Source organism: Ruegeria sp. BJ3 (genome assembly GCF_056535665.1).
Genome location: NZ_JBQFIT010000001.1, coordinates 2,655,129 through 2,675,112, shown reverse-complemented (window position 1 = coordinate 2,675,112; position 19,984 = coordinate 2,655,129). Strand labels below are relative to the sequence as shown.

Annotated in this window: 15 protein-coding genes; 4 read left to right on the top strand and 11 right to left on the bottom strand. The window is 61.6% G+C overall.

Going from position 1 to position 19,984, the window contains the following annotated elements:
- Window position 1 precedes the first annotated feature (1 nt).
- Genes ACR3EL_RS13385 through ACR3EL_RS13360 form a run of 6 tightly spaced genes read right to left on the bottom strand, consistent with a single transcriptional unit; the run spans window position 2 to window position 6,005 of the window.
- Entirely contained in the window at window positions 2–754 is a 753-nt protein-coding gene (locus tag ACR3EL_RS13385) for a polysaccharide deacetylase family protein (protein ID WP_170339811.1), read from the bottom strand.
- A complete protein-coding gene (locus tag ACR3EL_RS13380; protein WP_170339813.1) occupies window positions 751–1,893 on the bottom strand; it encodes a glycosyltransferase family protein in 1,143 nt (380 codons plus the stop codon). The genes ACR3EL_RS13385 and ACR3EL_RS13380 overlap by 4 nt, the downstream gene beginning before the upstream one ends.
- Window positions 1,890–2,474, bottom strand: a complete 585-nt coding sequence (locus ACR3EL_RS13375) for a histidine phosphatase family protein (protein WP_170339815.1) — start codon at window positions 2,472–2,474, stop codon at window positions 1,890–1,892. Before ACR3EL_RS13375 ends, ACR3EL_RS13380 begins: the two co-directional genes overlap by 4 nt.
- Window positions 2,471–3,547, bottom strand: coding sequence for a glycosyltransferase family 4 protein (locus ACR3EL_RS13370; RefSeq protein ID WP_170339817.1), 1,077 nt, complete (start codon window positions 3,545–3,547; stop codon window positions 2,471–2,473). Before ACR3EL_RS13370 ends, ACR3EL_RS13375 begins: the two co-directional genes overlap by 4 nt.
- Window positions 3,547–4,794, bottom strand: a complete 1,248-nt coding sequence (locus ACR3EL_RS13365; protein WP_480721910.1) for a glycosyltransferase family 4 protein — start codon at window positions 4,792–4,794, stop codon at window positions 3,547–3,549. Before ACR3EL_RS13365 ends, ACR3EL_RS13370 begins: the two co-directional genes overlap by 1 nt.
- The gene (locus ACR3EL_RS13360) at window positions 4,791–6,005 is read right to left on the bottom strand and encodes a glycosyltransferase family protein (RefSeq protein WP_170339821.1); all 1,215 of its coding nucleotides are present in this window, start codon (window positions 6,003–6,005) and stop codon (window positions 4,791–4,793) included. The genes ACR3EL_RS13365 and ACR3EL_RS13360 overlap by 4 nt, the downstream gene beginning before the upstream one ends.
- Before the next feature lie 373 nt (window positions 6,006–6,378).
- On the opposite strand from ACR3EL_RS13360, the gene ACR3EL_RS13355 reads away from it, so the two are divergent.
- The gene (locus ACR3EL_RS13355; RefSeq protein ID WP_170340528.1) at window positions 6,379–8,751 is read left to right on the top strand and encodes a mechanosensitive ion channel family protein; all 2,373 of its coding nucleotides are present in this window, start codon (window positions 6,379–6,381) and stop codon (window positions 8,749–8,751) included.
- Window positions 8,752–8,835: 84 nt separating this feature from the next.
- Here ACR3EL_RS13355 and ACR3EL_RS13350 read toward each other — a convergent pair whose 3' ends face one another.
- Genes ACR3EL_RS13350 through ACR3EL_RS13330 form a run of 5 tightly spaced genes read right to left on the bottom strand, consistent with a single transcriptional unit; the run spans window position 8,836 to window position 16,053 of the window.
- Entirely contained in the window at window positions 8,836–10,185 is a 1,350-nt protein-coding gene (locus tag ACR3EL_RS13350; RefSeq protein WP_170339822.1) for a CoA transferase, read from the bottom strand.
- Window positions 10,182–11,336, bottom strand: coding sequence for an ABC transporter permease (locus ACR3EL_RS13345; protein WP_170339824.1), 1,155 nt, complete (start codon window positions 11,334–11,336; stop codon window positions 10,182–10,184). Before ACR3EL_RS13345 ends, ACR3EL_RS13350 begins: the two co-directional genes overlap by 4 nt.
- Window positions 11,333–12,361 (bottom strand): ABC transporter permease, encoded by a 1,029-nt coding sequence (locus tag ACR3EL_RS13340; RefSeq protein WP_093964561.1) that lies wholly within the window; start codon window positions 12,359–12,361, stop codon window positions 11,333–11,335. The genes ACR3EL_RS13345 and ACR3EL_RS13340 overlap by 4 nt, the downstream gene beginning before the upstream one ends.
- 13 nt (window positions 12,362–12,374) lie before the next feature.
- Window positions 12,375–14,288, bottom strand: a complete 1,914-nt coding sequence (locus ACR3EL_RS13335; RefSeq protein WP_170339825.1) for an ABC transporter substrate-binding protein — start codon at window positions 14,286–14,288, stop codon at window positions 12,375–12,377.
- Entirely contained in the window at window positions 14,281–16,053 is a 1,773-nt protein-coding gene (locus ACR3EL_RS13330; protein WP_170367865.1) for an ABC transporter ATP-binding protein, read from the bottom strand. Before ACR3EL_RS13330 ends, ACR3EL_RS13335 begins: the two co-directional genes overlap by 8 nt.
- A gap of 230 nt (window positions 16,054–16,283) precedes the next feature.
- On the opposite strand from ACR3EL_RS13330, the gene ACR3EL_RS13325 reads away from it, so the two are divergent.
- The 3 genes from ACR3EL_RS13325 (at window position 16,284) to ACR3EL_RS13315 (ending at window position 19,984) form a co-directional block, all read left to right on the top strand.
- On the top strand, window positions 16,284–16,781 hold the full coding sequence (locus ACR3EL_RS13325; protein ID WP_170339829.1) for a class I SAM-dependent methyltransferase: 498 nt from the start codon (window positions 16,284–16,286) through the stop codon (window positions 16,779–16,781).
- Window positions 16,782–16,873: 92 nt separating this feature from the next.
- Entirely contained in the window at window positions 16,874–17,503 is a 630-nt protein-coding gene (locus ACR3EL_RS13320; protein ID WP_170339831.1) for a glutathione S-transferase family protein, read from the top strand.
- 78 nt (window positions 17,504–17,581) lie between these two features.
- Entirely contained in the window at window positions 17,582–19,984 is a 2,403-nt protein-coding gene (locus ACR3EL_RS13315; protein ID WP_480721904.1) for a GcvT family protein, read from the top strand.

Here is a 19,984-nt window from a genome sequence, read left to right as displayed (position 1 = left end):
ATCAGTGTGGTCCTGCGGACCAGACGCGTGTGGGGCCAGCCATGAGGCAATCCAACAGCGCCTCGGTAAAGTCCCAGATCTGTTGATCATGGACAAGATGATGGGTCAACACGCCAAAAGGTTCGGTTGGGTCGGCACGTCCCTCGCGACGGCCCTGCAGCATCGAAACGGTTTTGGCGATCAACGCATTCGGATCGGCCAACCCACGCGTACCGCGCCAGTCGATCGGATCCAGATGGGTATTGACCTGAGTCAGGCCCGGTGCGGCGTCTCTGCGCGTTCTGGGCGTGGCCGTGGACAGGAACTGATAGCCGATTTCCGCAAGCTCTGCCGTCACCTCGGGCGCGATGCGGTTCCAAGGGGGGACGAACATCGGGCACAGACGATCACCGAAGGACTCCTGCAGACGCATGAAGCCAAGGCGTGCATCAGACACAATTGAGGCGAGCGGACGATGCAGGCGGAACTCGGATTTCTTTTCGCCCTTTGGTGCGTGGTTCTGGTGCGCCCAGCCGTGAACCACCGGAACCAAGCTGGGCTGTTCGGCGACCTGGTTGACCAGACCCTGACTGGCATCGCGTGGAATGACGGCCAGATGAACCGGCAGCCCGGTTCGGGATGACAGGTCCACCAAACGGTCCAATTGCCGGCTGGGCGCGATCGCGTCATCGTCCCGCCACCACAGTGGAAGCGTAAGCCCAGCCTCTCGCCACACCTGCAATTCGGACCGCAGCGGTGTCCAATCGGTTGTCATTGCCGAGCCTCCCAAAGCGAAGTGGCAATCTCTACCGACTTGCGGGCTCCGTCAAACCCGCCATCCAATGGTTTGCGCGGGCCTTGATGTAGGACGCGGTCGACTGCTTGGGCCAATGTCTCTCCGGTCAGCTTCGCGCTGGGCAGCACGTCGACGGCAGGCAGGCGCGCCAGGCTGTTTGCCCTCAGGGTCTGTTCCACTTCCTTGCCATCGTCAAATGGGATCAGAACGGCCGGGGTCGCGCATTGCAGCAAGTCCATGGCGGTGTTGTACCCGCACATGCTGACCGAGGCCGCGGCCAGCGGTAGCATTTGTCTGAAATCCGGACGTACGGGCTCCAGAATGACTTTTTCGCCATGTGTCATGTGCCTCAGTTCGGCAATCCGGTCTTCGGAATCCCGACCGCCGACCAGCAGGCGCCAGCGCCTGTTGGGCATCTTTTGGGCGGCCTCGATGGCCGCGCGAAAGATCGGTTGCCCGACCGATCCGCCGCCAGCGCTAACCAAGATTTCATTCGCTCCTTCCCCTTGTTCATGAGGGCCCGTCGCAGGCGGGGCAACAAAGCCGGTATAGAACAGGCGTCCGGCCAAATTGTCTGTAACCGGCCAGCTGGAATGCAGCGGCGTGATTTCGGGGTCGGAATGGACCAGTACGCCGTCATAGAAACGCGTAATGATTTCTTCGGTCCGCACAGCCTTGGCGGGTTTCGACGGTGGCGCGAGGATGTCCCGGATCGAACTCAGAACAACCGGACTGGACGGCAATGACCGCGCAGTGGACAGCAGGGCCAGAAATTCGTCGGCCAGGCTTCGGCGCCCGAAGGGAAAGAGTTCCGTTATCAGGACATCAGGGTTTACCCGTCGAACAGCCTCGGTCAGGGCAATAGCGCGGGAGTTCAGATAGGTCGCGTCTGCAATATTTCCGTCGGCCGTCAGCAATCGCGTGAAATCGGTACCATCCGAACGCAGCGGTGGCAGCGCCAGCAGGGAAACTCCATCCGTGTTCAGTTGAGGTGCAGGCATCCCGCCGGATGCGACGGTCACGTCGTGTCCGGCATCCGCAAAAGCCCGACCCAAGGTCAGGGCGCGGCTGAGATGTCCGGTCCCCAGCAGATGGGTGACGACGATCATGGTCCTCATGACCCGGCCTCGCGCGGGATAAGCCGGACGGGCTCAGCCTCCGGTCGCATTTGCTCCAAATCGACCACGTAGAGACGATTGCGTTTGATGCGGAACGGCGCGGGGCCTGTGAACTCCCACCCCCAGGCAAGCGCCAGGATGACCCGCATGATTCCGATATGGCAGACGGCTACGTTGTCACCGGTCAGGCTGCACAGCCATGGCACAAGGCGGCGGCGAATGTCGGCCGGGCTTTCGCCGTTGGGGGGACGAAATTCCCAGCTCCAATCCTCGATATGCTGGTATCCAGTGTTGGCATCTGCAATCAGGTCTTCCCCGCGTCGGCCTTCCCAGTCGCCCCAATTCATCTCGACCAAAGCGGCCGAGGTTGCGGGTTCGCGCCCGGTGACCAGCCGCGCAGTTTCGCTGGCGCGGGTCAGGGGGCTAGACCATAGTTCGGCCCGGTCCCAAGGAGTTGGCAAGCGATATCGGGCCAGTTCGGCCTTGGCCTGATCATCGAGGCTGATGTCGCTGCGCCCCTGAATGCGCCCTGCGCGGTTCCAGGCGGTATGACCGTGGCGCAGAAGGGCCAGACGTGTCATGACATTTCCCCTACCAGCGAAGAAACACCCGACCAGAACGTCCGTGTTGCGTTTGGCATCAAATGACGGCCGGCCACGTAGTCGCGCGCTTTTTGACCTTCGCTCCGACGCAGTTCGGGATCGGACAACAGCCGGTCAACTCGCTCGGCCAGCGCGGCGGCGCCGTATTCAGGGGCAGGATGATCGGCAGGCGCCAGTACGTCGCGCACACCGGGGCGATCCTGGGCGACAACAGGGACGCCCGCGGACTGCGCCTCGAGATAGGTCATCCCGTAGGCTTCGTTGACGCCCGGCCAAACCAACAGAGCAGCATCGGAGTAGATCGTTTCAAGGTCATCGCGGCTCAGCAGGCCCAGAAAACGGACACGTGTGCCGAAGGAGGACATCAGAGCCTCGACTTCCGGGCGGGCTGGCCCGTCGCCGGCGATGTTCAGCGTCCAATCCCCCTTCAGCAAAGCCAGTGTATCGGCCAGAATGCGGAAGGACTCCAGCTTGTCCCCGTAACGCATCATTCCCACTGTCAGCATCGGCCCGGCGCATCGAGAGGACCGAGGCAGGTCCGATCGGGGCAGGAAGGGTGGGAGTTCAATCAATGACTGATCACCGAACCGCTCGCGTTCCAGTGTGATCAAGTCATTTGCTGTGTGGTAGAAGATCACCTGTGCGGCGTCGCAGGCATCGTGCGCAGCTTGGGCAAAGCCGGCCCAGGGCCCGGAAAGGCGCGACATGGCGCGGGTGCTCTCTAGCTGAACATAGGGAATTCCGCGCGCCCGGCAGACTGCCGTCCCCAAAAGGTCCGGAGCTTTGTAGTAGTTGTGATAGGTCACCCAGAGGCCTGTATCCGCAGGTAGTTCTTCGCTCAGTCGGGTGGCCTCGGTCGCGGCTTCGCGGTAGAGACGGTTCTGGAGGTCCAAGTCTCCGGTCTTGTCATAGATGCGCAGCCGCGAGACCAGATCAACGCGATGCCCATCGGCCCCGATTGCAGCCATCAGGTTACGAGCCATTTCGCGGTCGCCGGACGGAACCAGGCTGTCTGGGGCTTTCATCGGCGCATAGAAGGCGACCCGAACCATCAGGCACCCTCCGCGCACAAGGCTTTCAGGCGGCGGGACAGGCGTGCAATGCCGGGGTCCATGCGAAAATTGGCAAGCAAGCGGTCATAAGCCGCATCGGCCATGATTGCCGCTTTCTGCGGGTCGGCGGCCAAGGTGGAAATAGCGTCTGCAAGCGCCTTGGGTTCGTCATCGGACAAGATGCCGTGCACGTTGTTGCGGATGAATTCGGGAATGGCCGAGACCGGAGTGGACAGGATCGGCAGTTTTTGCGACGCGGCTTCCATCAAGACATTGGGCAGGCCGTCCCGGTCCCCGTTCGCGGCGATGCGGCTGGGCAGCACGAACAGATCCGCCTTGCGCATGGCCGCAATGACCTCGGGTTGATCGCAGGCGCCTTTCCAGGTGATGCGATCCTGCAGGCGCAGGTTTTCCGCCAGGCCGCGCAGGTTGTCCGACAAGGTGCCGCCGCCAATGTGGGTCCAGTGCCAGTCGATCTTTGGGGGGAGCATGGCCAAGGCGTGGATCAAGCGATCAAAGCCTTTCTTTTCCACCAGTCGTCCGACGGACACCATATGGAACCGGTCATCGAAGGATCGCAGCTTTCGTGCGGGCGGCTCAGGAAATCGCGTCAGGTCCAGCCCGTGATAGATCAGATCGACACGGGCGGGGTCATCGGCCAGATCGCGCAAGTGCCGCGCGCCGATCTCGGTGCAGGTTGCGCCGAACGCCGCTCCGAAGGTGTCGGCATGAAGTTTTTCACGCTTTTCCCACTCGGGCGACGTCCAGATATCCTTGGCGTGAGCCGAAAAGCTCCACGGCAGGCCGCGCATGATTGCAGCATAGCGGGCAACCGAGGACGGGGTATGCAGGAAGTGGGCATACAGCGCGCGCGTGTCGCCGGGCAATTCCGCGGCCAGAACGCAAGCCTGTCCAAAGCGGCGGATCCGGTTGTGCGTGGGATCACGACGCAGATCCTGTCGCCACACCCGGTAGGCCTGTGCGTAACCCGGAAGCGCCTGTGCGGTTCGTCTCGCCGCCCATACGCGTTGGGGTTCCTGGTACAGGTATTCGGGAAGATAATGCACCCGCCCCTGAAACCGGTCGTGCAGCGGGTGGCGTTTGGTGTCGGTTGGGTGGCGCAATGACCAGATGTCGAAGTCGTGGCCGGCATCCTGCAAAGCAACCAGTTCCTGAGCGATGAACGTCTCGGACAGGCGCGGCCAACCTTTGACCATCACCGCCAGTCGCGGCTCTGCTTTGGTCATCCGGTCGCTCGTTCCTGTTCCACGCTCAGCAGGGCCTCGACCCGATCAGACACATAGTCCAAGCCATCCAGCAAACCGGCCCGGATCGCCTGCGAGGGAAGGGGCTGCTGCGGCAGGTTGCGAATGGCGGTGATCATCGCATCGGCCGTCAACCCATCACGGGTTTCGTCCAGCATCCGCACAAGGCCCAGTTCCTCGGCGCGCGAGGCGCGGATCCACTGTTCCAGCCGCGGGGTCGTTCGCGGGACGATCACCGCGCGTTTGTCAAAGGACAGCACCTCGCAGAACGTGTTGTATCCGCCCATGCAGACCACACCCGCCGCGCCGGCGAACAGGGTTTCGATCTGGGATTCGAACCCGACCGCCGTCACACGACCGTTCAGGGCCGCCACGCGGGTCTCGAACTCTTCGCGCAACTCACCGGACAGGAAAGGGCCATAGACAAGCACAGCTCGGGGGGACAGATCAGGGTCTTTTTCATATGCAGACAGGACAAGGTTGACCATCGCCTTCCCGTCACCACCGCCTCCGGGCGTGATAAGGATATAAGGCTGCTCGGGAGGTTCGCCGACAGGGCCGAGATCGCGGCGCAGATAACCGGTCCAGTGAATGCGGGCCTGCGCCGACGGGCTGAGCGGCAATCCTTCTGTCGGGTCATAAACAGACCGCAGGCCGTAGACCCAGATTTCGTGATAGTATTTCTCGGTCGCGGCGGCGGCATCCTTTCGGGCCCATTCCGCCGCCAGAACCTCGGGTTCGTCCAGAACGTCGCGAAGGCCCAGCACCAGTTTGGCGCGCCCGGATTGATGCAGCTGTTCCAAGGTAGGCAGCAGTTCGCCCCGGAACCCGGTTGGCTCCTTGTCGACGACGACGACGTCCGGGTCGAATTGGCGCATGGTGGTCTGGATCAGTCCCGAACGCAGTTCGGTGACCTCGTCAATCCCCATTCCGATCGTGCGCGCGGCATACGAGCCGTCAGCCCGCTTGGTCACACCCGGCAGGCGTACATGGTCCACGCGCCGCGGAAAAGTGAAGCGCCCGGCAACGGGCGAGCCCGTCAGGATCAGGGCCGAGGCCCGCGGGTTCGCCCGCGTCATTGCCGCAGCCAGCGCTCGGGAGCGTCTGAGATGACCCAGTCCGAACGTATCGTGACTGTAGAACATTATGCGCGGAGCGCGACCGGTCTGTTTGTCGTCGATGCCTAGGCTCATGCCCTCGCTCGTATCTTTGTTACGGTGCAGTTTCCGCGCGTTTCGCACCAGTTATCTTATATTTTTTGACGCCGCCTGCCAAAGGGTCTGTGTCAAAGCCGCAAATGCGTCAATCATTGCGATTTGGCAACAGCCATTGCGCAAGTCACCAACAATGCGAAGCCTGCAACATTCCCCGAAGTTGGCAAAGCCCGGATTTGCCGGATGCTGCCTGCTCTTATAGGAATTCCAGAGGGTTGGAAACATCCTGCCTTTGGGCTTGCGCCAAAAACACGGTCCTACACGATGTCGGGAAGCGACGAGTGGATCGTTTGATCAAGGCCGGTGCCTTCTATAGGCTGTCGTGCAGCAAGAGATCAGGATGCAAGACCTTATGAAACCGAACTTTCTTGTCCGTGTGCTGTTCTTGACGTGGACAATCGCTCTGGCCTGCGCGACCGGTGCGGCGGCGCAGACCTCGCTGATCCCGGGGTATCCCGGGGCGTCCAGTGAAACAGAGGCCCCGCAGGACAACGATGTTGCAGCCGCGATCCGCGCCGCGACCGAGGCGGGCGCCAGCGTGATCGTCATCGACAGCGCCGGGCAGGTCGTATCCTCGGTTGGGCAGGCTGGTGGCCAGCCCGAGGACGTCGTCCACGATCCGATGGCGGAAAGTTCGCAGTTGATGAAGGCGCAGGAGCGCTTTGCCAAGTTCAGCGAAGCCGTGCGATCCCGCCTTGAGGCGTTGCCCTATTCGATCTTCGAGGTGCGCTACATCCTCGAGCAAACCAGTCCTGATGGCCGGATATTCACCTATGTCGAGGTGCTGGGATGGAACATCCTGTTCCTGATGGTTGGTCGATGGCTGTCGATCGAGCTGTACGGCAAGCGCTTTGCCCGACGGTGGGTCGTCGCCCGGATCAAGGAAAACCCGCAGGGGTATCGGGAAAAGATGCCGTTCCTTGTGTTCCGGTTCCTGATGGGTATCGGAGCCACGGTGTTCGCAATGCTGATGGCTCTGATCGTCGGGTATCTGTTCTTCGGCGAGGCCGAAGATATCTCGATCCAGTTCACCGTCACGGCGATTTTCACTGCGTTTTTCCTGTCACGTACGGTTTCCGACCTGTGGCGGATGGTGCTGTCGCCGTATCTCAGCCAGTACAGGCTGCCGCCATTCTCGGACCGTGACGCCAAGCGGCTGTACATCTGGGCATCGGCGCTGGCGACCTATGACATCACCGCTGTTCTGTTTTCCACCTGGGTGGCGGATTTCGGGCTGAACTACAACGTCTACGCGATGGTTTATGGCGGGCTGACCCTGATCGGGATGGTCGGAAACATCCTGATGATCCTGTTCAACGCCCGGGCCATTTCGAACGCGATCCGAGGCGGCCGTCAGCCGGACCAGGTGTCCTGGCTGCTGCGGTTCGTGTCATTTGGCTGGGCCCCGGCCCTGATCGTCTATCTGGTCTTCAGCTGGTTCAAGCTGGCGGTGGATCTGGTGCTCGAGACCGAGGACTCGCTGCCGATCGTCGCAAGCAGCTACATGATCTTCATGTCGGTCGTCATCGCCTATGGCGCCATGAACTATCTGCTCGAGCGGTACTTCGATCGCAATCGGCAGATCGAGGCTCTGAATGCCGAACTCGATTCCGATGAGGACGCCGTTCGCACCTCGGAGACGCCTGAGGCGGAGCAGCGCAAGCACACATTGGTGACCTACGAAGATCTTGCGCGGCGTGTCGCGGGTATCCTGGCCTTTGTCGTCGGCATCTATGCACTGGTCGTCATCTGGAATCCCGAAGCCAGCTGGAGCGAGGATTTTCCCATTGGCCGGGCTTTGGATGTGATGGTGATCCTGTTCATCGGCTACATCCTGTTCCACTTCTTCCGGATCTGGATCGACACCAAGATCGCTGAAGAAACCGATGATGGAGCCGCCGAAGCCGAGTTGGGTGACGAGGGCGGAGAGGGCGGTCAAAGCCGCCTTGCTACGCTGCTGCCGCTGTTTCGGGGCGCCATACTGGCTGTGGTGGTCGTGACCATCGTGCTGATCGTTCTGATGGAGCTGGGCATAAATGTCAGCCCGCTGTTTGCAGGCGCCGGCGTTGTCGGTCTGGCCGTGGGCTTTGGCTCGCAAACACTGGTGCGGGACATTTTCTCAGGCGCGTTCTTCCTGATGGATGACGCGTTCCGCAAAGGGGAATACATCGACATCGGAGATGTCAAAGGCACTGTCGAAAAAATCTCGGTCCGGTCTTTCCAGCTGCGCCACCATTTGGGGGCACTGAACACGATCCCGTTTGGTGAAATCAAGGTTCTGACCAACTACTCGCGCGACTGGGTGATCATGAAACTGCCTCTGCGCGTGACCTATGACACGGACGTCGAGAAGGTCCGTAAACTGATCAAGAAGCTGGGACAGGAGTTGCTGGAGGACCCGGTGATCGGGGACAACTTCATCCAGCCGCTCAAGTCGCAGGGCGTTATCGAGATGCAGGATTCCGCGATGATCATCCGGGTGAAGTTTATGACCAAGCCGGGCGACCAGTGGCTGGTGCGCAAAAAGGTGTACCAAGAAATCCGCGAGTTGTTCGCGCGCGAAGGCATCAAGTTTGCCCACCGCGAAGTCACTGTACGACTGGCCGATGGCAAGGAGCCCGAAGACCTGTCTCCGAAACAACGCGAGGCGGTCACCGGCGCGGTGCAAGCCGCGATTGACGAGGATTATCTGGACGATATCGGCCCCGGTGGAGACGACCGCTAGGGCGCTCCCGCCCCTTTGACCTGCGGCGCAGGTGTGCCGCCGTTCCAAGCGTTGGGCAGGGCCGCGCGGCGGTCGGGCCTTTGTTCAGGTGGTTTGCCACGTTGGATCGGACGTGCCGAGCCGGGATGCCGGGATCGGCCAGTGCATCCGTGCCTTACCGACGCTCAGCGCGGGTTTCAGCCGTTTGCCGGGGCCCCAGCCGGACTCTTCCGATCGGGATGCGTAGTCCCCTGGTTCGGCAGCGGTGATCGGGTCGCCTGTCTCGGATTTCGCGAGGCTGGCCAGCAACTCGGCGGTGCGCGCCAGCGACAGGCGCCCATCCATGATCGAATGCCCCGAAGCCGCTTCTGTCAGGGCCGAGAGGACAGCGGCGGCCATCAAATAGCCGGTGGCATGGTCAAGTGCCTGAACAGGCAACGGTGTGGGCTTGTCCGCTCCGGCCCAAACGCGGCCGGCGTCAGCGATTCCTGCGCTCATCTGGACGAGGCTGTCAAATCCGCGACGGGTGGCCCAGGGTCCCTGCCAACCATAGGCATCCAGCGTAACTTCGACCCGGTTTGGAGCGACCGTATCGCGCACCTCTTTGGTCAGGCCCAGGGCCTCCAGCGCACCGGGACGGTAGCCGTGGACAAAGACATCCGCTTGCGCCAGCAGCTCTTGCAGCTTTTCCAGGCCGGCGGGTGTCTTGAGGTCCAGATACGCGCAGCGCTTGCCGAGCGAGATATCGGGGATCACGCCCGGCTCATCCCAACCTGGTGGGTCGATGCGCAGCACTTCGGCTCCGAACCCGGCCAGCGTTCGGGTGGAAACCGGGCCGGCCAGCACGCGTGTCATGTCGAGAACCCGAAGCCCGGCTAAAGGCCGATCCGCGCGTGCCTGTCGCCTGTCGCGTAGGGTGATCCGGCGTGGACCGTGCCAGCCGATCAACGGATCCCGCGTCACGGCCCGGCCTTGCGGGTGGTCCAGCCACTCGGCCCGGCTGCGCATGGCGGCGGCAACACCACCCTGCGCCACGATATCCGTTTCAAGGTTCGAGACCGACCAGCTCTTGATGGCCTGCGTCACCGCGGCACGATCCCCCTCGGTCGCCAAAACCTTGAGGGCCGCTTCCCTATGGTGGGGGAGGTTGGTGTGCAACCTGATCCAGCCATCGGCTCCCCGATAGTCGCCCGCGATCGGATCCCAGAGGCTTTGCATATCCCAGCCTTCGGGCTTGAACGAATACCCGAACCACAGCGACGCGAGGCGGTGATCGACCAATGACTTTGGTGGGAGCGAGACAAGATTGGTGGCCTGCATGAACCGTGCAAGCTCGTGGCCCACGGCTGCAAAGCTGGCTGTTGCCAGCTCGGACACGGCAAAGGCGCTGGGAAGCGCACCGGAGCCGGCGACCTGATAGGCCTCGGACGGTGGAAGCGAAGCCAGCAGGCTCATTGCTGATAAGGGTCCAGACTGTCGCGCAGCCCGTCACCCAGGAAATTGAAGGCCAGCACCACCACGATGATCGGTAGCATCGGGATGGCCGTCCACGGATAGATCTCGATCGAGGCGAGGTTTTGCGCGTCGTTCAGCATCACGCCCCAGCTGACCGCCGGTGCCCGTAGGCCCAAGCCAAGGAAGCTGAGCGCCGTTTCCCCTAGGATCATGGCTGGGATCGACAGCGTGGCCGAGGCAATCAGGTGAGACATGAAGTTGGGCAGCAGATGCTTGCGGATTACCCGGCCGGAACTGGCACCCATCATCTCGGCGGCGCGCACATATTCTTCTTCGCGCAGCGACAGGAATTTGGCGCGCACGGATCGGGCCAGCCCGGGCCAGTCGAGGATGCCGAGGATGATCGAGATGATGAAGAACACCGCAACAGGCGACCAGTTCGACGGAACCGCGGCCGATAGTGCCAGCCACAGGGGGAGTTCGGGCAAAGACCGCAGGATTTCGATCACGCGGTTGATGACCCAGTCGATCCGTCCGCCGAAATAGCCGGCCAGCGACCCGAAGAGGATGCCAAGGAAGAACGAGACCGAAATGCCGATCAGGCCAACGGTCAACGAAAGCTGTGCGCCGTATAGGATGCGGCTGAAGATATCGCGGCCCAGCCGGTCCGAGCCCCAGAGGAACAGAGTCGTGCCTTCCGGGGCGCAGAACAGATGCGTGTTTGACCGGATGAGCCCGGCCAGCTTGTACTCGGATGCCTCGCAGAAGAACCGCACGGGTCGCGGATCCTCGGTGTCAGGGACGAATTTCCATTGAAACGTCTCGAGGTCGGCCTCGGCCACGATCGGGTAGACGTACGGCCCGATGAACTCGCCTTGGTGGAACCAGTTCACCGATTGGGGCGGTGCGTAGAGATGTTCGCCATTTCGTTCGTTCGGGCCATAAGGCGCGATGAACCCTGCAAACGGGAGCATCAGGTAGCACAGCAGCAGGAAAATGCCCGATATCAGACCCAGCCGGTGTGTCTTGAACTTGCGCCAGACCAGAACCCAATTCGGGGCGTCCAGATCCCTGCGCTCCAATTGCTGCAAAGATGCTTCGGGATCGAAGGGAGCGTCGTCGACAAAGCGACCGTCGGGAAGTTTGCTCATGCTTCGCGCCCCTCGTACCGGATACGCGGGTCAAGCATGACCAGCAGAATGTCGGAGATCATGGTGCCGATCAGCGTCAGCAGTGCCACGAACATCAGAATGAAGGCTGACAGGAACTGGTCCTGTGTCTTGAGCGCCGTCAGCAGCGTGGGGCCGATGGTCTGCAAACCCAGCACCACCGAAACCAGAACCGATCCCGACACCATAGAGGGCAGCAGGTTGCCAATATCGGCCACAAAGGGGTTGAAGGCCACACGCAACGGGTACTTGGTCAGCATCCGCGACGGCGACATACCCTTGGCGATAGCGGTTTCAACATAAGGCTTGCCCAATTCGTCCAGCATGTTGGCGCGCAGGCGCTGCATCATGGCCGAGGCGCCCGAGGTGCCGATCACGAATGTGGGCACGATCAGATGAACCAAGATGGACTTCATCTTGTCCCAGCTCATGGGTTGCCCCTCGTACACCGGGTCCATCAACCCGCCGATGGGCAAATCGAGGTAACGGTGACCGTAGTAGAACAGGATGAGCGCCAGCAGAAAGTTGGGCGTCGCCAATCCCAGATACCCCACGAAGGCGGTCGAATAGTCCACCCAGGTCCGCGATTTGGCCGCCGCCATTACGCCCAGAGGCAAGGCCACGGCATAGACGAACAGGATCGCGGCAAGGTTCACGACCACGGTCAGCCACAGCGTGTCCCCGACGATGTCGGCCACCGGACGATCGAATTCAAAGGACCAGCCGTAGTTGCCCTGCAGCAACCCCTCAAACCCATGAGGGCCGGGAAAGAAGCCGACCCAGATCAGGTATTGTTCCCACATCGGGCGGTCCAGAGCGTATTCCTTTCGCAGGAATTCCGCCTTGGCCACACCGGCCGACTGCCCCGAAGCTTGCAGTTCGGCAATCTGGTTGCTGAGATAATCTCCCGGCGGCAGGTTGATGATCACGAAGATCAGCATCGATACCACCAACAGGGTCAGCAGCATCGTGAAAAAGCGATACACCGCGTAGCGGAGCATGATCATCTATCCGCTCCTGTCAGTCGGCGAGAAAGAATTCGTCTGGGCGGTGCACTCCGAAATGCGCGCCGGGTTCCCACGCCCACATGGCCTGTTCGGGAACATTGCGCAGACGGTTTGAAACCACGATCGGCTGGGGCGCCCCGTTCAGAATTCCGATGCCATAGATCTGGTCGGCGTGTATCTTCAACATCTCCTCCCAGACCGCCCGGCGTTCATCCTCGGTTTTTGCAAGTTCCCAGACGTGGTTCAACTCCAGCAAGCGCTGGGCTTCGGGCAGGTCGGGCGGCTCGCCGGCTTCGCCGCCGGTTTGATAGTGCTGCCCCCATTTTGGCCAGGCCAGAAACACCTGGTCGGTCGGGGCCAGGTAAACCGGTGACGTATGCAGTTGCGGGATGCCATCATCCCAGCCATACCAGACCGAAGCCATCGTATTGCCGGCGAATACGCGGTTGCGCAGGATGTCGCGGTCAAGCGGTCGCATGACCAGTTTCACCCCGATTTCCCGCCAGGTATCAGTCACGATCTGCAGCGCGTTCTCGACCTCTTGGCGTTCCCCGGCCGTCTCGATCACCAGCTCCATGGGGCGGCCGTCCGGCAACAGGCGTGTGCCGTTCTTGTCGCGCTGCGTCAGCCCGACCTCGTCCAGCAGGGCGTTGGCCTGTGCGACGTCGTATTGCGCCCAGGCCTGCGCGTTCTCTTCACTGTAGAAGGGCGAGGCAGGCAGAACGGACATGGCGGCCGGATGCGCCAGTTTGAAGTACAGCGCCTGGTTGATGGTCTGCCGGTCGATGGCCAGCGAAAGAGCGCGACGGACACGGACATCGCGCAGCACATTGCGCCAGACCTCGTCTTCGAAATTCAGGTTGGGGTAGATCGCGATCTGTGACGCGACACCGGTTTTCCAGAGTAGCGTCTTATAATTTCCGTTGGTTTCGCCCTTTTTCAGGATCGACGCATCCCGAAAATCAAGCCCACGACCCTGCAGGTCGGTCTCACCGGCATTGGCCTTGGCCGCCACCAGGCCGGGAGCCACGATCTCCATCTCGATTACGTCGATGTATGGCAGTTGCAAACCCTTCGAGTCGATGCGGTGGTAATATGGGTTGCGGACGAAATTGTGCCGGATCTTCTTGCCCGAGCTGGCGTTCAGCCAAGGCTGCAGAGTGGGCAGTTCGTGATTGTCGTACTTGTAGAGGTTGTCCAACTTGTTGTGCAGGGCAGCCCAGCTTTTGACACGTGCGTCACTGACCTCGAAGTCCAGTTTTTCCTTGTCGGCATATTTCTCGTGATAACGCTTCAGGAACGCAGCAGGGCGGTAGATGAATGGCGGTCGCGCCTGCGCCAGTGAGGCCAGAAAGTTTGGGTTCGGGTCGTCCCATTCGTAGATCACCGTCGTTTCGTCCGGGAACGTGACCGTGGGGAGCTTGCCCTCAACCCGCAGGAAATCAGGGGGGCCGGACGGGCTGAGAAGCTCGTTGTTGGCCACGTCTTCCCACCAGTATCGGAAGTCTTCCGAGGTGAACGGTGTGCCGTCCGACCATTTGTGCCCCTTGCGCAGGTGCAGTGTGTACTTGCGGTTTTCGTCGTTGTCGTAAGACGCCAGCAGATCGGGGACCAGGTTGTACTGGGCATCGAAGCCCACCAGTCGGGCGTAGCCATAGACCACCATCTGCCGGATATCCTTGGACCGGGTGACCATCGTGCGCAAGGTTCCGCCCTGTTTGCCGAATTCGCGCCCTTTCGAAGACAGGTCGACGATCAGCGGTTCCTGCGGGATGCGATCTTGCACCGGGGGCAGGTTTCCGATGTCCACCTCGGCTTTCCAGAAGGTGCTTTCCTGCAGGTCGGGAAGGGTGTCGGCCCAGGCGGGCAGGGCCGCGCCCAGCGTCAGCGCGGCGGCCAGAAACTTGAATCGAGTGGTCTTAAACATGGCAACGTACCTTATGGCCGGGCTCCATTTCCACGAGTGAAGGTATCATGGTGTCAGAGAATCTAAAGGCGTCATCCCAACTGTCCGGGGAGCCGGCGCCAAGGGCGACCAGTTTCAGATCGATGGGACGATTGATATCGGGTTCGGGTTGTGCGGCAATCAGGGCCTTGGTGTAGGGGTGGCGCGGGTTGTAGAACAAGGTCTCGGGCGGAGCCTGTTCGACGACCAGCCCTTGGCGCATGACCGCGACCTCGTCCGCGATGCGGGCGACCACGGCCAGATCGTGAGAAATGAAAAGATAGGAAAGGTTCAGACTGTCCTGCAGTCTCTCCAGAAGGGTCAGGATCTGTTCCTGGACCGAAACATCCAAAGCTGATGTCGGCTCGTCGCAGACGATCAGGGACGGATCCAACATCATCGCACGGGCGATTGACAGGCGTTGGCGTTGACCGCCGGAAAAAGCGTGCGGGTAGCGTTTGAGCATCCCGGCGTTCAGTCCCACACGTTCAAGCATCTCAGCGGCTTTGTCGCGGCGTTCGGCCGTCGTGCCGATATTGTGGATCTCCAGCGGTTCGGTCATCGCATCCTGAATGCGCATGCGCGGGCTCAGAGAACTGTAGGGATCCTGAAACACCATCTGAGCCTTGCGCTGAAACGCCTTGCGCTCCTCGCGGGTCATCTGGTGGACGCGGATCGGGTTTTCGCCCGGCGCGGCTCGAAAAAGCACCTCGCCGCCCGGGTCTGGCAGCTCGGCCCCCAGCGCAATCCGGGCCGCGGTGGTTTTGCCCGATCCGCTTTCACCGACTACGGCCAGCGTCTTGCCGCGGGCCAGTTTCAGGTCGACGCCCCGGCAGGCATAAATCAGCTTGTCCGCTTTCCAACCGCGCGACGACCGCATCGTGTAGGTCTTGCACACATCCTTCATGTCGAGGATCAGATCCTCGTTCGGCATCGGGATTCCCACGGCTTCCTTGTCCGGGATCTCGGGTGCCGCATCAAACAGCTGGCGGGTATAGGGATGGGCCGGAGCATTCAGGATCAGCTCGGCCGAACCCGCCTCCATCACCCGGCCTTTGTGCATGACGACGACCTGTTCGGCCATATTGGCGACCACGCCCAGGTCATGCGTCACCAGAACCAGCGCCATACCAGTTTCTTTCTGTAGATCCTTGATAAGGCCCAGCACCTGAGCCTGGGTCGTCACATCCAGTGCAGTTGTTGGTTCGTCGGCAATCAGCAGTTCCGGTTTGGACACCATCGCCATCGCGATCATCGCGCGTTGACGCATCCCACCCGAAAGTTCGAAGGGATACGAGTCATAGGCACGAGCCGGATCGGGAAAGCCCACGCGTTCGAACTGCGACAGCACTTCCTTGCGAGCCTCAGACTCGGAGGCGCCCCGATGGAGCCACAGAACCTCGCTGACTTGGTTGCCGATCTTGTGCAACGGAGAAAGCGACCGCATAGGCTCTTGAAAGATCATCGAAATTCGATTGCCGCGGATGCCACGCATCTCACGTTCGGAAATTTCGGACAGCGCGACGCTGCCCTTGGAAGTGTTCAGCTGCATTACGCCGCTGCGGATCTGGGCTGTCCTGGGCAGAATGCGCAGCACCGCCCGGCAAGAGATCGTCTTGCCCGACCCGGATTCCCCGACCAATGCCAGCGTTTGCCCGGCCTCGACATCGAAATTCACATCTCTGACGACGGGCTCCCCGGCGCCGAAACCGATGGTCAGATCTCGGACAGACAACAAGGCCGTCATTCGGGCTTTCCACCCGTGTGGCCACCGCGTGACATTGGTTTTGAACTCCCTGGTTTTTTGTCGCAGTTTCGCGCGCTTGGGGGCGACTAGTCAAATACCTTCTTGGGCTGAAATGTCGCGGAAACGTGACGAACAGTGCATTGTGCCTACACAAAGTCTTGAGTTTTTGTCATCAAAGCCGCGATTGACCATGATTGGTGGTCGTTAAGGTATCAGGGAGATATTTCGCAATGTCCGACGCGCAAAGCCGACTGGATCTGTTCATTGATCGCATGGTCTCGCAGCGGGCATGTCTGGATTTCGCGATCGCCGACACGGCAGACTTGGCCGGTCCGGTGTTCGAACTGGGTCTGGGCAACGGGCGTACCTATCATCACATGATGAACCGGGTCCGGAACCGACCCGTCTATGTGTTCGAGCGCGCTGTGGCCTCGCACCCCGATTCCACTCCGCCCGAAGATCGCCTGATCCTGGGCGACGTGCGCGAGACTCTGCCCGCCGCGCTTGATCGGTTCGGCGCAACTGCCAGCGTGATTCATGCCGATCTGGGCGGTCACAACCGCGAAAAGAACGACGCTTTCGCCCGCTTTGTGTCACCCCTGATCGAACCGCTGCTGGCCAAGGGCGGGCTGATGGTCTCGAGCGACCGGATGTATTTCGAAATGCTGACGGAACAACCTCTTCCCGAAGACGCGGTTCCGGGTCGCTGCTTCATCTATCGGCGCTGAGCGGCGTTCCGCAGGGTCACTTTGCGCGGGGACTCGATCCCGGCACGGCGGGCGGTCTAACCTTCGCGTGACGCTCACGCAAAGGACCGCCCATGCTGTTTTACGATTGCTCGACCGCCCCGAACCCGCGCCGCGCCCGCATGTTTATCGCCGAAAAGGGGCTGCAGATCGAAACCCGCGACATCTCGATAGCCAAGGGCGAGCAAATGAGCGAGGCGTTTCGCAAGGTGAACCCCCGCGCCACCATCCCGGTTCTGGTCACCGACGAGGGGACCGTTCTGACCGAGAACCTCGGCATCGCCGCCTATCTCGAGGCGCGCTTCCCCGAGCCCCCGTTGATGGGGCGGACACCGGACGAGAAAGGGCTGGTGCTGATGTGGAACGCGATCGTCGAACAGCAGGGCGGGGCGCCCATCGCCGACGCGCTGCGCAACACGCATCCGGCCTTCAAGGACCGCGCCATCCCAGGCCCGCAGAACCACGCGCAGATCCCGGAACTGGCCGAACGTGGCATCGCGCGCGTCGGAGCGTTTTTCGACCTGCTCGAAGAGCGCCTGCAAGACAGCCCCTTCATCGCGGGCGAGGCGTTCTCGCTGGCCGATATTTCGACCTTCGTGTTCGTGGATTTCGCCCGCGTCATCAAGATGCGCATCCCCGAGGGCAACACGGCAACCCGAGCCTGGTTCGACAGCGTGCAGGCGCGGCCCAGCGCCAGCGCCTGACAGCACTGTACAGAAATGTCTAGACAGAAGTGAACAGTGCCCCTAGCGTCCTTTGGGAATCGTCCAGGGGAGGTCGGGATGAAGTCGCAGTATCGCGTTGTGGTCATCGGGGGCGGCGTCGTCGGCGCCTCGGTTCTGTATCATCTGGCCAAGTTCGGCTGGTCGGATGTGGTCATGCTGGAACGCCGGCGTCTGGCGTCGGGGTCGTCATGGCATGCGGCGGGGGGCATCCACGCGCTGAACGCCGATCCGAACATGGCGGCGCTGCAGGCCTATACGATCGACCTTCTGAGCGAGATCGAGAAGGAATCGGGTCAGAATATCGGCCTGCACATGACCGGTGGTCTGACATTGGCCGGAACCCCCGAACGGTGGGAGTGGTTGCAGGCGAATTACCGCATCTTCCAGTCCATCGGCATAGACGATTGCGAATTGCTGAGCCCGGAAGAGGCGCAGAAACGTTGCCCGATCATGTCCACCGACGGCATTCTGGGCGCGATGTGGGCCGACCGCGAAGGCTATATTGATACCACGGGCACCGTGCAGGCTTATGCCACCGCAGCCAAAAAGCGCGGGGCGGAATACTACGAGGAAACCAAGGTCGAGGAACTGATCCAGACCGCCGATGGCTGGCAGGTGTTGACCGACCGGGGCACGATCACCTGCGAACATGTGGTCAACGCTGCCGGCCTGTGGGCCAAGCAGGTGGGGCGCATGGCAGGGGTCGAACTGCCGGTCTCTCCGCTGAAGCACCATTACCTGATCACCGACACGGTGCCCGAGGTCGCGGCGGCCGATTTCGAGATGCCGATGACCGTGGATCTCGAGGGCTTCACCTATATGCGGCAGGACCAGAAAGGTGTTCTGGTCGGCATCTACGAGGTCGATCACGAGCACTGGGCCATGGACGGTGCGCCGTGGAACTATGGCGAGGAGCTGTTTCAGGAACAGCTGGACCGCATCGAGAACGAACTGATGCTGGGGTTCGAACGCTATCCGGCGATCCAGAACGTGGGCATCAAGACATGGGTGAACGGCGCCTTCACCTTCTCGCCGGACGGCAACCCTCTGGTCGGTCCGGTGCCGGGCAAACGGGGCTATTGGACCGCATGCGCGGTGATGGCCGGGTTCCTTCAAGGCGGCGGCGTGGGCAAGACACTGGCCGAATGGATGATCCATGGTGAGCCCGAGGCCGACGCCTGGCCGATGGACGTGGCACGCTATGGCGATTTTGCCCAGAACAAGCGCTATATCCGCGAGACGACGGGCCAGTTCTATTCCCGCCGTTTCGTGATGACCTATCCGAACGAGCAACTGCCCGCCGGACGCCCGTTGAAAATGTCGCCGGCCCATGACGCGATGACCGAGGCGGGTTGCAAATGGGGCGTCAGCTGGGATCTCGAGGTGCCGCTTTATTTCGCGCCCAAGGGGTTCGAGGAAACGCCGACCCTGAAACGCTCGAACGCCTTCGACATCGTGGCCGAGGAATGCCGCACGATCCGCGAAGGCGTGGGCCTGATGGACATCACCGGGTTCTCACGGTTCGAGGTTTCGGGGCCCAATGCGGAAATCTGGCTCAACAAGGTGATGGCCTCGAAACTGCCGGGACCGGGCCGCGCGAAACTGGCGCCGATGCTGGGCGAGAACGGGCGGCTCAAGGGCGACCTGACGGTGCTGAACTGGGGCGACGGCACCTGGTGGATCATGGGCAGCTATTACCTGCGGGCCTGGCACATGCGCTGGTTCGACGATCACATGATCGATGGCGTACAGGTGCGCAACCTCGGCGAAGAGGTCTGCGGCTTTGCCGTGGTTGGCCCGAAATCACAGGCGGTGGTCGAGAAACTGGCCGAACAGGATATCTCAACCCTGAAATTCATGGGCTGCGGTGACTACGACATCGGCCTCGTGCGCGCCCGGGTGGCCCGCATGTCGGTCACTGGCGAAAAAGGTTATGAGATCAACTGCCGGTATGGCGACCACATCGCCCTGCGCCGCGCGCTGCTCGAGGCCGGAGCCAGCGAAGGCATCCGCGAATGCGGCTTCAACGCGATGCTGTCCACGCGGCTTGAGAAGAGCTTTGGCATCTGGTCGGCCGAATTCACCCAGGCCTACACCCCCGGCATGACCGGAATGGACCGCTGGATCGACTGGGACAAGGACTTCGTGGGCAAGGACGCGGCACTGGCCGAGCGTGAGGGCACCGGCCCGGCGCAGGTTCAAGTCACGCTCGAGGTGGACGCGCTGGATGCCGACGCCAGCGGGTATGAACCCGTCTGGGCTGGTGACAAGCGCGTGGGTTTCGTGACCTCGGGCGGGTATGGCCATTACATCGGCAAGTCGCTGGCCATGGCGCTGGTGGACCGCGACAAGGCGCAGCCGGGCACCGAGCTGTCGGTGCACGTGGTCGGGGTCGAGCGGCCCGCGCGGGTAATCGCGCCGTCGCCATATGATCCCGAGGGCAAGGCGATGCGGGGCTGA